Origin of the sequence: Streptococcus sp. S784/96/1 (genome assembly GCF_902729355.1) — a bacterium.
Classification (GTDB): domain Bacteria; phylum Bacillota; class Bacilli; order Lactobacillales; family Streptococcaceae; genus Streptococcus; species Streptococcus caledonicus.
Genome location: NZ_CACVCC010000001.1, coordinates 75,058 through 87,855, shown reverse-complemented (window position 1 = coordinate 87,855; position 12,798 = coordinate 75,058). Strand labels below are relative to the sequence as shown.

At 37.8% G+C, this 12,798-nt stretch carries 11 protein-coding genes; all 11 read right to left on the bottom strand.

Annotated elements, in window-relative coordinates:
• Nucleotides 1-7: 7 nt before the first annotated feature.
• The gene (gene rsmI, locus GZ996_RS00330; RefSeq protein WP_156805718.1) at nt 8-874 is read right to left on the bottom strand and encodes a 16S rRNA (cytidine(1402)-2'-O)-methyltransferase; all 867 of its coding nucleotides are present in this window, start codon (nt 872-874) and stop codon (nt 8-10) included.
• A gap of 116 nt (nt 875-990) precedes the next feature.
• On the bottom strand, nt 991-1,317 hold the full coding sequence (gene yabA / locus GZ996_RS00325; RefSeq protein WP_156805717.1) for a DNA replication initiation control protein YabA: 327 nt from the start codon (nt 1,315-1,317) through the stop codon (nt 991-993).
• A 16-nt stretch (nt 1,318-1,333) separates the two neighbouring features.
• Nucleotides 1,334-2,197: a DNA polymerase III subunit delta' gene (locus GZ996_RS00320; RefSeq protein WP_162011051.1), complete on the bottom strand. Its 864-nt coding sequence runs from the start codon at nt 2,195-2,197 to the stop codon at nt 1,334-1,336.
• On the bottom strand, nt 2,194-2,838 hold the full coding sequence (gene tmk, locus GZ996_RS00315) for a dTMP kinase (RefSeq protein WP_156805715.1): 645 nt from the start codon (nt 2,836-2,838) through the stop codon (nt 2,194-2,196). Before tmk ends, GZ996_RS00320 begins: the two co-directional genes overlap by 4 nt.
• Nucleotides 2,839-3,357: 519 nt before the next feature.
• The gene (locus tag GZ996_RS00310; protein WP_162011050.1) at nt 3,358-4,017 is read right to left on the bottom strand and encodes a CBS domain-containing protein; all 660 of its coding nucleotides are present in this window, start codon (nt 4,015-4,017) and stop codon (nt 3,358-3,360) included.
• Between the two features lie 99 nt (nt 4,018-4,116).
• Nucleotides 4,117-5,031, bottom strand: a complete 915-nt coding sequence (locus GZ996_RS00305) for a YihY/virulence factor BrkB family protein (protein WP_156805713.1) — start codon at nt 5,029-5,031, stop codon at nt 4,117-4,119.
• A gap of 121 nt (nt 5,032-5,152) precedes the next feature.
• Nucleotides 5,153-6,013, bottom strand: a complete 861-nt coding sequence (locus tag GZ996_RS00300) for a methionyl aminopeptidase (RefSeq protein ID WP_161980191.1) — start codon at nt 6,011-6,013, stop codon at nt 5,153-5,155.
• A 151-nt stretch (nt 6,014-6,164) separates the two neighbouring features.
• A complete protein-coding gene (spxR, locus tag GZ996_RS00295; RefSeq protein WP_156805711.1) occupies nt 6,165-7,448 on the bottom strand; it encodes a CBS-HotDog domain-containing transcription factor SpxR in 1,284 nt (427 codons plus the stop codon).
• 633 nt (nt 7,449-8,081) lie between these two features.
• Nucleotides 8,082-8,630, bottom strand: a complete 549-nt coding sequence (locus GZ996_RS00290; protein WP_162011092.1) for a GNAT family N-acetyltransferase — start codon at nt 8,628-8,630, stop codon at nt 8,082-8,084.
• A gap of 215 nt (nt 8,631-8,845) precedes the next feature.
• Nucleotides 8,846-11,368 (bottom strand): glycosylhydrolase-like jelly roll fold domain-containing protein, encoded by a 2,523-nt coding sequence (locus GZ996_RS00285; protein ID WP_162011049.1) that lies wholly within the window; start codon nt 11,366-11,368, stop codon nt 8,846-8,848.
• Nucleotides 11,369-11,437: 69 nt separating this feature from the next.
• Nucleotides 11,438-12,796 carry a PTS transporter subunit EIIC gene (locus tag GZ996_RS00280; RefSeq protein WP_162011048.1) on the bottom strand — a complete coding sequence of 453 codons (1,359 nt, stop codon included), beginning with the start codon at nt 12,794-12,796 and terminating at the stop codon, nt 11,438-11,440.
• Nucleotides 12,797-12,798: the final 2 nt, after the last annotated feature.

Genomic DNA, 12,798 nt, shown 5'->3' with positions numbered 1-12,798 from the left:
TTTCCTTCTAAATCTTATGATAAGCATTGTAAACCTCTTGACGATTGAGGTTGTAAGTTTTAGCGACTTCCTTGATGGCTTGATTGGGCTTTTTCCCTTGAGAAATGAGCTGTGCAACTAAATCCTCTAGGTCTAATTCGTCCACGATGTCATCAGAAATAACATCCTCAGAAGCTCCTGAAACTAAAATCAAGCATTCTCCTTTCAGAGGATTTTCTAATAGATAAGTTAAAACTTCTGAAATCTTTCCACGTTGGTATTCTTCGTAAAGTTTAGTCAATTCTCTAACCACGACAACATCACGGTCACCATAGATTTCCAACATATTTTCCAGCGTATCAGATACACGATAAGGGCTTTCGTAAAAAATTTGGGTCTCTGGGTAAGCTTTTTTTTCTTGGAAAAATGCCTTTTGCTGCCCTGCTTTTCTCGGTAAAAAACCATGAAAAATATGTGGTTGAGGAGCTAATCCTGATGCAATTAAAGCTGTGATGCCAGCAGAAGCCCCTGGCAAAGAAACGACAGAAATCTCTTCTGAAATGGCCGATTTAACCAAATCATGTCCTGGGTCAGAGATGGAGGGCATTCCCGCATCAGATACCTGAGCCAGACTTTTGCCTTCTTTTAATAGAGCAATCAAGTCTGGTATTTTTTCAAAAGCATTGTGTTCGTGAAAGGAGATTTGTCTCGTTTCAATATCAAAATGCTTTAATAACAAACCAGTGTTTCTCGTGTCCTCTGCGCAGATAACATCAACATTTTTTAACGTTTCAACTGCACGAAAAGTCATGTCTTGTAGATTTCCAATAGGGGTTGGAACCAAATAAAGGGTTCCATAACTTGTTTTCCCCTTAAAGGATTTTTGAACTTGCATGGCGTTCTCCTTTTAGTACGATACGTGAGTCTGTGACAGACACCCGTCAGTTCTCAAATCATCAAAATTAGAAAAATCAAAATGATAATCTTGTTATTATTGATTTTCTCTATTAATTATTTTCGACTGTATAGAAGTTCCATACAAAAGGCACAATCTTCTTTATTTTCCCGATGTTGACCATAAAAATCATTGCAAACATGAAATCCTTCTTCATAAATGGATTCCATATGCTCTTTTCCTCGAGTCGAGTGTCTGAGAGGCTGTTCATCAATAATTAATTGACTAAGATGCTCCCGTAAGGCTGTATTTTCCATACGAAGACGCGCATTTTCTTCAAAAACTTCTTGGACTTTCTTTCTCATGGCATCAAATTCTGCTAGACTTACCATAAATTGTTGAGAGAAAGCTTCCATTTGTTCCAGTAATGCTTTTTTATTCATTCATCCTCCTTCTTCTCTAAGCAATCACAAAATAATCTAAGGCATTTTGAAAACTAACATTAGCTTGCCACATGCGTCTTGCTTGATAACAGTCTGTTAACAACTTTGGAATATTTTTTTCTGATAGGATAACCGTTAGTAATCTAAACGTCAAATCTTGAAAATCTTTTTCTGATGCAAGGGCTGATAGTCTTGACACTTCTAAATAAGCTTTGTCACGCTCTTGATTTAAAAGTTTGACAAATTTTTCCAACATTTGTTCCAAATCTAACACCTTACTATTTTGGGACAAGGCTAGCGCCTCTGATTCATTTGTTGCAACTTGCGCTAGAAGACGTGCTTGACTTTTCAAAAGTCCTTGTTGTAACAATAGGTCTTCTAAATATTGCTGATTTTTGACAAAGCGAAATAATTGACAACGGCTTTTAATTGTTGGCAGTACCTTACTTTCATCACTGGTGAGCAAGATCACGTAAGACTGACTTTGAGGCTCTTCAATAAATTTTAAAAGACTATTTGCCGCATTACTATGCATTTTATCTGCATCTTTAATGATAAAAACTTGTGATTTTCCTTCAAACCCTGAACGAGAAAAATCACGCGTCAACTCTCGAATAGTATCTGTTTTTATCAGTTGTCCTTGAGGTTCCACAATTTTCACATCTGAAAATTCTCGTTGTTCAATTAAACGACAGGATCTACAAACTTCACAAGGCAAACCATCGGAGAGTTGTTCGCAAAATCGACTTTTGGCTAACCAAAGCGCTAATTCAAACGAACCAAAGTCTCCAGAAAAAAGATAGGCATGGCTCATGTGACCATTCTTTAGAATATAAGAAAACCGTTCAAAATGTTTGGATTGGTGTTGGGCTAATTTCATTTCTCTACCTTTTCTAAGGCTGATAAAACAACTTGATAAGCATCATTGATAACTTTTTCAAGAGACTGACTCGCATCAATCGTTACCACGCGATTACTTTCTTGATTAGCTAATTTCAAATAACCAGAACGTACTTTCTGATGCATGCTGAGAGCTTCTAAATCGAGCCGATTAACTTCTCGCTCTGCATTTTTTGAAATACGATCTAGTCCAATCTCTGACGGCACATCAAAATACAGGGTTAGGTCTGGTTTATGCCCATCTGTTGCATAGTCATTAAGCCAATCAATGGCAGAAATATCAAGACCTCGTCCATATCCTTGATAAGCCACTGAACTATCAATAAAACGATCGACCAGAACCAATTTACCTGCTTTTAAAGCAGGTAAAACCTTTTCAACTAAGTGTTGGCGGCGAGCGGCGATATAGAGCAAAAGCTCTGTTTTTTCATCCATATTGGTATGTTCGACATCAAGAATAACATCTCGAATTTTTTCTGATATTGCGATGCCACCTGGCTCTCTAGTTGTGATGATTGCATCGTCAACTTTCTCCTGTAATCGTGGCACCAAAGCCTCTAATACACTTGTTTTACCAGCACCATCTGGACCTTCAAAAGATACCAAAAAACCTTTTTTCATATGACTTCTTTCTGTTTATCATTTCTTCTATTTTACCAAAAAATCATGTAAAAGAGAGTGGGACAAAATCGTTAAATCGTCAACAAATGACGATTTCGCTTTTCCTCGCTTTCTGGTTTATAAGCTCAAGCTGAAACTGTCCACTGGACAGTTTCACTCCCACATCCGCATAGCTCCAAAGGTTTTGGAAACCTTTGGAGGTGAGGAATAAGTCGAACGAAGTTCGTCTCAATCGTTAAGGTCTGAGAGACCTTTGAAAGGTTGGAAATAAGATGAACGGCGTTCATCACATTCGTATAGGATGGCCGCTAACGATTGAGTGGTACTAAAATAGTCCAGTGGACTATTTTAGGTTCGAGCTTGAAAACGAATGAGCGAGAATAATCCAGTGGATTATTTTAGGTGGACACTTGAAAATAAAGAAGTGTCCAGTTGCAGACTTCCAATCAACCACTGCGTCGATCTGTTATTACTATCAAAAAGAGAAGGTTGAGATATTTTGTCCCAACCTCTAACAAACTAAAATCCCGCCTTAGCCTGTGTTTTGACAAGACTATCAATCCTTATTCCTTGATTCTCTAATTTTTCTCTAAGGATTTCTGCATCAAAATTTCCATCAATTTGAACTTCTACGACGACCTTCCCATGACGTTCATCAGCAATTACCGTACGTCTAATGTTAAGATTTTCATCTGAAATGGTTTTGACAATTTTTTCAAGAACTCCGACACTATCTTCAGTCAAAACACGCACACGAATCCCTTCCTCACCATAGCCTGAAACCCTGAGAAATGTTCGGAAAATATCTTTATCCGTAATAATACCAGAAACATAGCCATCTTCCGCTACTGGGAGGACACCAATGTTGTGAGTCATCATTAGGAAAATAGCATCTTCAAGACTAGCGTATGGATCAACTGTGATAACATTTTTTATCATAACATCACGTATTTTTGTCTTATTGAGTAAATAATTCATTTCGTAGATAGATAAACTTGTGGCCTTGGAAGGCTGAGCCTCCGCCATTGTGCCTTCTGTAACAAGACCAACTAAGCGATCCTTTTCAATAACTGGAAGTCTACGCAATCCTTGTTCTCTCATTAAGTCAGCTGCATGAGCTACTGTTGTTTCTGGCGAAACATAGACAACTTTTCGAGTCATAAAATCTTTCACTGCCATAGAAATTCCTCCGACTATTTTCTTAATATCATTATAACATGTTTTTGGAAAGGTTTACATTAAAAGAATGATATTTACTGAAAAATCACTTTTTTGGTTCTAATGCTGGTCTCGTCTTTCACGTCTCTCTTGAATAATTTGCAACACATCACCACGTCTTGTTTCAATATCTCCTTCTCGCCTACGCTGAAAAGAGGAGTTTAACACCGCACCGATAATCAAGATCTTAGCAAAAAAGATAAACCAGAACATGACTACCAAAATCGCTACTGAACCAAAAAATCGTAAATCTTCTAACCTTGCGATAGCCAAATTAAAGTAAGCTCCAAAAAGACTAGTTGTTAGCAAGAGAACAATACTGGTAAAAAGTGTTCCTGGTAAAACGTTTCTTATTCGTTTTATTTTGACATTTGGCAAAATAAAATATAGCAAGCTTACAGCAATTAAAAAAACCAGAAACGTCAAGGGCTGAGTTAGATGCGATAGACTGTTGTAGAGTCCGCTATCAATATGCCAGTGTTGGTAAATAATATTAAGCACCGCTTTGCCAAAGGTAGATATAAAGATGGCTAAGATCAAAAACAAGACTAAAATCACACCTGATAGCACACCGATTGCATGAGATAGTACAAAATCGCGATGCTCTTGCACATCGTAGGCTTTATTAATTGCTTTTTGTAAAAAGGTCATACTTTTAGCAGTCGTCCATAGTCCCGTTAAAACGGATACCCACACAAGACCACTTGATGAGGTGTTAAAAATATTGCTTATAATACCGGACGTGCTTACATACAATTGATGCGGTAAGTTATCCCTTAAAAAAAGCAAAAGTTCACTGGTATCAATATTGAGATAAGGAAAAATATTAGCTAATAAAATCAGAAAAGGAAAGATGGTTAATAGTAAGTAGTACGCTACTGCAATGCTTGATAAATCCATTTCCGAAGCCTTATAATGCTCCAGAAAAAAAGTCAAGAATTGGCTGTTCTGAAGACGATTCACTAATTTTTTCATCTTGACCTTACTCCTTAGTAGCTTTTAATTTATCAGATTGGCTTATTTTTTTACAATTAAGCCACTTTTACACATCCTTGAAAGTTCTATCTATCTCTGTTTTTCCAAAGAAATACATCACTTAATACGTTCGTTCTTCTCCTTGACTGGTCAAAATAACTGGACCGTCTTTTGTGATGACAAATTGATGTTCATATTGACAAGAAAGTCCTCCATCAAGTGTTTTATGAGCCCACCCAGTCTTTACATCGGTATCAATTTCCCAGGTACCCGTATTAATCATTGGTTCAACAGTCAAGACCATGCCTTCTTTCAAGCGCAGACCACGACCAGCTATTCCATAGTTAGGCACCATTGGTTCCTCATGCATTGTAGGACCTACACCATGTCCCACTAGGTCACGTACTACACCGTAGCCATGACTTTCTGCGTATTTCTGAATCGCAGCACCAATATCTCCGATACGATTTCCAACAACTGCTTGTTCAATACCACGATACATTGCTTCTTTAGTCACAGCCATGAGATTTTTGACTTTGTCAGACACGTTTCCAATAGCATATGCCCAACACGAATCTGCTAAGCCACCTTTGTAATTTTCAGTGTGCCTTTTCATCTCAGCAACATTATCAAAATTTAATTTTGAAACATCTAGCACCGCTTTATCCAAAGGCTCAGATAAAACCATGTCAACCTTTAAAAGGTCACCATCTTTGAGGATATAATGACGCGGAAAAGCGTGTGCAACTTCATCGTTGAGTCCACAGCAAGTCGCATAAGGATAATCCATGAGATGACCGTCTACACCGATTTGAAGAGGCAAAACATTTTCTTCTTTACAGCGGCGACGAACATATTCCTCAACTTCCCACATGTCAACACCTGGTTTTAACAATTCACGAAGGCCTATATGAATTGAGGCAAGAAAATCCCCTGCTTTATCCATAGCTTCAATTTCACGTTGTGATTTTAAAGTGATCAAATTTTTCTCCTTTTTATATCTTAATCTTTATTTTCAAGAGACTAGAAAAATACCTTTGTCTCTTCATTTAGACCCTTTCAGTACCTTGAGATGGTCTTTTATATGTTCTGCTAGATTGTTGTTTCATTTTCAAACTACTAACTGTTTATGATTACGTGGTTTTTGTGGTTACCATCGCTTTAGCAACCATTTGATTTTCCAAATAAATCTCAATATCCAAAATACTGCTACGGCGATTTTCCATAACAATTTTAGACGCAATGGTTAAACGGTCATCAATTTGAACAGCCTCTAAAAAGTATATCATCATTTGGTCGATTATAACATTCTTTTTACTTTTTTTAGTTAAAAGACGATGCGCTACTTCTTTGAAATATTCTGCTAAGACACCTTGCGCTAATTGACCTAAATGATCTAACATGACAGGCTCTACGACAAAGGAAAAACCATCTTTTTCATGATGTAGGTGCGCCAACATTTGTTCGCTATAGGTATGAAGATTAGGGTGACGAAGATTTTGCATTCCCTCTAAGATTTGACGACGAGTAATCACTCCTAGAAGCGTTAAATCATCAGCCACAACTGGTACCATATTATAATCTTCAAAAATCATTTTTTGACTAATATTAGCCAAACTAACACTCGGTTTGGTTGTAAAAGGAATGTTTGTCATGACCGAACTAATGGTTTCTTCAAGCTCTCTCTGAGCAATGTCTCGCATACTCACCACACCAATAACTTTTTCATTTTCATTGACGACAGGAAAACGGACGTGATTAGTTTTCTTAGTCAGGCCGTGGAAATCTTTAACTTTATCTGTTCCAAATAGATAACCATATTCTGATTTAAACTGATAAATCTCATCAACTGTTTTAACATCAGTTTTTATACGTGCGTTGGAGAGGGCTTGGTTAATCATAGTCGCCACACTGAAGGTATCATAGCTCGTCACCATAACAGGAATTCCGGTGTGCTCTGCCATTTCCTTAACCTTGTCAGATACCGAAAAGCCTCCTGTCACTAGAACGGCATTTTGATGTTCTAAAGCTAGAAGTTGGATATCCTCACGGTCCCCTACAATGAGAAGTCCAGAATTAACTAGATAACGCAAAATATTTTCACGAGTCATCGCTCCGATTGAAAATTTACTAAATTCACGACCCAAGCCACTTACTCCAGCTACAATGTCCGAGTCAGAAATTCTAGCAATTTCTGCATAAGTCAGTTTATCCAATCGGACACGCATTTTTTTATCAACACGTACTGTCCCTGAACGGGGACGAGTTTCTACAATTCCACGATTTTCAGCCTCTTTAATGGCACGATAGGCAGTCCCATCACTAACCTTGAGGTGATTAGAAATTGAGCGAACACTGACACGTTTCCCTACTGCTAGATTTTCTAAATAATCTAAAATTTCCTGGTGCTTACTCATAAAGAAGTTCCTAAGTTTGTCCTAAGAGTACGCCTAATATTGCCTCAGCATACTTAAAACAGTTTTGTTTCCTTTCCCAACAATTTCTTTTACATGATAATCATCCAGTCTTTAAAATAGTCTACTCTTTTTTATCAGTCTCTTTCACCACTACGGAAAGTTATAGAAGTGACAATTTCATTGCCATAAATACCAAAGCGACCATGCGCCTAGGAATAATTGTAGCTGTGTCAAGAGCATTCAAAGATGATTAACTACTTAGAAACTAAATTATATATCATACTTGTTATGCTAGTTAAATTTATTTCAACAGATTTACAGTACAAATAATAGAGGTATCTGAAGCTGCCGAAGACTATTATTTAAGTTTCTTTTTTACATAGATATCACTTAAACCGTACAGCTATATGCAGAAGTAGTTATCAAGGTCGACGAAGTCGCCACATCCAGCGCTTTCCGCGATGGGGTTGGCAAGACAAAAAGGAATGGAACCTGTAGGAGGTTTTGATGCCGACTTCGCGAACTTCATTTCCCACTTTCAAAGGTCTCCTAGACCTTTGAAGCGCCCCGCACCACATAAAGATAAGTGCTAAAAAAGAAAATAACTAGCACAACAGGTTATATCATATGATGTTAATTGTCATTTTCTTTGTACAACTCAAATGCTAAATACTTACGCACTTTATGGGTGTAACGGTCACTGCCTTTGTAACGACGTTTCACTTTAAAGCCAGATTTTTCTGCAACCCGCTGACTTGCCTTATTTTCCTCATGAGTAACAAGGCAGAGCTTTTTTAAACCAAATTCTTGAAAACTCAAAAAAGCAATCGTTTTTAGCATCTCCGTAGCAAAGCCTTGTCCTTGAAACTCTTTTTTAACAAAGTAACCTAGCTCCGCCCATCTTTCAACTGGATCTAACTTATCAAACTTAATAGCTCCAATAAGTTTACCAACTGATTTCTCTTCAACTGCCCAAACCCCCAATGGATTTTTTAGAAAACCGTGCACTAGAAGATAATCACTCTCACTTCTTGTTGTCCTCATCGGAAAGATAAAATCCAAATTATCAGGGTTACTTGCAATCTCATAAAAACTTTCCGCATCTGCAAATGAGAACGGTCTTAGGTACAGATGTTCTGTCTCTATAACAGAATAAGTTGCTAAAATAGTTAACAAGTCCAAAATAAAGCCTTTCTCAAGGTTAATCATTTATATTATATCATAAAAAAGACTTTCTTTTATATAACAGATCAAAAAGACAAAGAAAAAAACATAGAATTCAATCATAAAAATGTAATGATTCTATGTTTTTGACTAATGATATCAGTTAAAATATTTGATTTAGATGATATTGCCACAGTAGGAATCACAAAAATCAAATGAATAAGCCAAATCTATCACGATTTTAACAATTTAATACCCTCTGTTAATCCAAATGGCTCAATTGTAAGATACTGATTTAAACCACCACGAAAGACTGTGCCGAGTGTATTGGTAACCTCAATACGAAGGTCATTTTCTCCGTCCTTGAATAATCCTGTTGTATCAAAACGATATGGAGGTGAGATTTTCACACCAGCAGATTGTCCATTGATAAATACTTCAGCAGCTTCGTAAGCCTCGCCTAAATCTAATCCAACTATATTTTCTGCATCATCAACTGTTACAATTGCTTGATAAGAAACCGTACCACTTGATTTGTCGTATCCGTCTAGAATATTTAATGGTTGTAATTCCGTCATTTTAGTAATTGGAGTAAAATTTGGATAGGAACGTGCATCTGCTAATGAAACCTTCCACTCTGTGCACACAATTTCTTCATTTGTAGTAACAGGAAGCGAAAAGACTTCCTTGTTCTCTCCAAATATCCAAACGACTGTTTGGTAAGGTTCTAAAATGAGACGACCACCATCAACAGCATGATAGGTATTGGCATAAGCATCGAATGCAATAGCTGAGCGTTTTTCACATTTGAACTGAACAGTGACATCAACTGTCTCAGAAACACTCTCGTTAAAGAACATCCAATAATCCTTACCATCTTTTTGGTAATGGTAATAAACCAATTCAGCAAACGGCCTTTTCAAACAAATCTCTGCCACTTCATCAAGTAAAATAGCTAGTTCTGATACCGATGAAACGTTTGGTTGCACCACAAATTTATCATGGTTTTTTGGTAACTGTTCCAATAATATAACTCTAACCCCTGAAGCAATTACCTGATTTAAAACAGCCATTACATCAATTGGAATATACTCAGCATAAGGAACCACAAGGACCTCAAAATCATGCTGATTGATGGTTAATTTTCCATTTGATAAATCCGCCTCTCTTAACAAATCACAACTGACAATATCAAAATCAATTTGTGACTGTGTCAAGGCACGCGCAGGTATTTCAACAGGCATATAATCGCCAACCCATTCAAATTCTGCTGGATAAAAGAGAGCTACAGGTGCTTTGTGTGTTCCATCACTGAAAATAGTCATCAAACGGTTCATGTAATCTGATAGTTTTGACATGTAACGATATTGCGGATTGTTTCCACGCGCATAAAAATGTGGTGGACAATCCCAATCAGGATATTCTTTGGGACTAAAAACATGAGGAACAACATAGTTAATACCACGTACAATCAAATGATCAGCAATCCACTTCATGGTCTTTAGCCCTTCGTTCCAGCCATACGCCCCAAAAGCCTCACACATAGCTCTTCCTTTTTTATGAGGATACAAATCTGCTGCTGAAGCCCCTAATTTTGCAAGCGCATAATGGAAAAATTGTCCATCACTTCCACCTGTTTGGAAAGAATCGTGATGGTAATTCATACCAGGAACTATCTGTCCCCCAATAACATCAATACCTGAGAAATGCTGTGCTTCTTGCCCACGAAAGAAATGACCTGCGCCATAGCCCAATCGTGCATGAGCACCATTATCCTCAATATTATGACCAAGATAATTCACACCATGCTTCTGACACCAATCCGCTAAGACTTTAACAAAGTTTCGATTATATTCTCTAGTTACTAAATCCATATAAGTATAACGAATCTCACGTTCTGCTTCATCTAACGCAGGAACCCAAAGCAAGGGGAGGAATTTTTTATCAAAGTGACAATCATTTTCAAGACCTAAACGCCATGGAAGCACCATATCTACTTTCCCAATTACAGCCTCCGTTCCTTTGATATTTCCAAAGCGCGGCTCATCTGAGAAGAAAGCCGTAATGGTATTCCCAAAATACTGACCAACTCTATCCAAATGTTTTTCATAAACTTCATCTACTAAAATTTGAGTTGCCTCAGTCACCAATGGATTCAAATAATCCTTCGTTACTTCTTCTCCACCTTCGTGAGTAGCGAAGACAACAAATACACTCCAGTGACCGACAGGGATATCTAAGTATATCGTATCCTCTTTAAATGCCTCTGTGATATCAATTAAAGTATCCGCAGCAATTGGATCCCCTGCTTTATTGTAACCAGAATGGCGTTCTGCCATATAGACTCCGATGATATCAATTATCTCTGTTTGTACTAATTCCCAAGGTCTACCTTTTAGCTGAGCAGCATCAATACGGGCACCTTTCATCGGACCGACTATATCAAATCGACGCATTGCGAGATATTGTTTGAGGTATTCAGGATGCTCATCCTTAATCTTACCATTTGCAAAACCGGTCGGAAAATGAGAATCATCTAGAATCCAAACTTTCATATTCCGTTTTTCGCACTCACGGATAATAATCCCCAAATCCATCCACCATTTATCTCCGACAAAATCTGGATGAGGTCTAGACTCTACACAAACAGCTTGCATGCCCGTTTGATAAATTTTTTCGACATATTCTACTAAAACTTCCTCTTCTTCACCATGTTGCCAAAAAAAAGGAAAAAGCTTATTTTCTACCGTTTTCATACTATTTACTACCTCATAAGCTATAAAATCCTACCCCAAATAATTAATGAAGTAGTATTATGTCACAGATTATTTTTTATTCTCACCTGTACCAAATACAAAATTCAATACAATCGGTCCAAAGAAAGCAACTGCTGCTGCCACAATAAAAGCATACATGCTAGATAGGTTACCATCTGGGGCAATAAAGAGTGGAATCGCCATAATACCACCATTACCAAAGTTATAAATCAAGGCGCTATTAAAAGCCATAATGGCACCTGCAATACCACCACTGATCCATGCATAAACAAATTGGCGACGAATTGGCAGGGCGACAGAATAGATAATTGGTTCAGTAATTCCCAGCAATCCTGTCAAACCAACCGATAAACCAAGTGAGCGCTGTTTACTGTCTCGAGTTTTGAGAGCATATCCAATAGCCGCGCCTGCAAGAGCAAAAACTGTCACTTGGAACACCGCATTAATTGGGTCTTGACCGAGATTAGTAATGTTATTGATAAGTACTGGAATAAAGGCATAGTGTAAACCAAAGACCACTACCACTTGCCAGAATGCACCACCGATGATACCAAAAAGAAGAGGGCTAAAGTCATAAATAGCCATAACAATAGCTGCCAAAGTATTTGACACCCAAGTCATGACTGGACCGATGGCCAAAAAGGTCAGAGGTGCTAAAATCAAAATGGTAAAGAAAGGGGCAAACATCATCTTCAAAACTTCAGGCAGAGATTTTCTAAAGAAAATTTCCAATTTAGCTGCAACAAAGGCTGCAAGCAAGGCAGGGAAAAGGGATTGCGTGTAGTTCATCATAACTACTGGGATTCCAAAGAAAGTCATAGCAATACCATCAGTATATGCCTGCACTATACTTGGATAGACCATACCAGCACCAAGCATAGCCCCAAGGAAAGGACTACCGCCAAAGTTCTTGCTAGCATTGTAGCCAATCCAGATAGGGAGGAAATAGAAATAAGCTTGTGCAACAGCATACCATATTTGATACGCTCCATCAGTTTCTTTTAACCAACCGAAGGCTAATGCAAGCGCTAAGAGCCCTTTCATAATACCCGCAGCACCCATAACTCCAAACATCGGAGTCATAACTCCAACTAGAGCCTTGAAAAACCGATTAAAGAGATTGGTATCTTTTTCTTCAACAACCTCTTCATGGATTTCTGGGGCTCCCATTGCTGTGATAAATTCCTTATGAACATCGACAACATTCGTACCTATAATGACCTGATATTGACCGCCAGAAAATACAGAACCAGCTACCTTATCTAGTCCATCAATCTTAATCTTATCAACTACCTTTTCATTTTTCAAAACTAGGCGTAAACGTGTCGCACAGTGAGTCGCTCGTGTAATATTATCCTTCCCACCAACTGCATCCAGAATATCTGTAACTAATTGTTCGTATACCATTA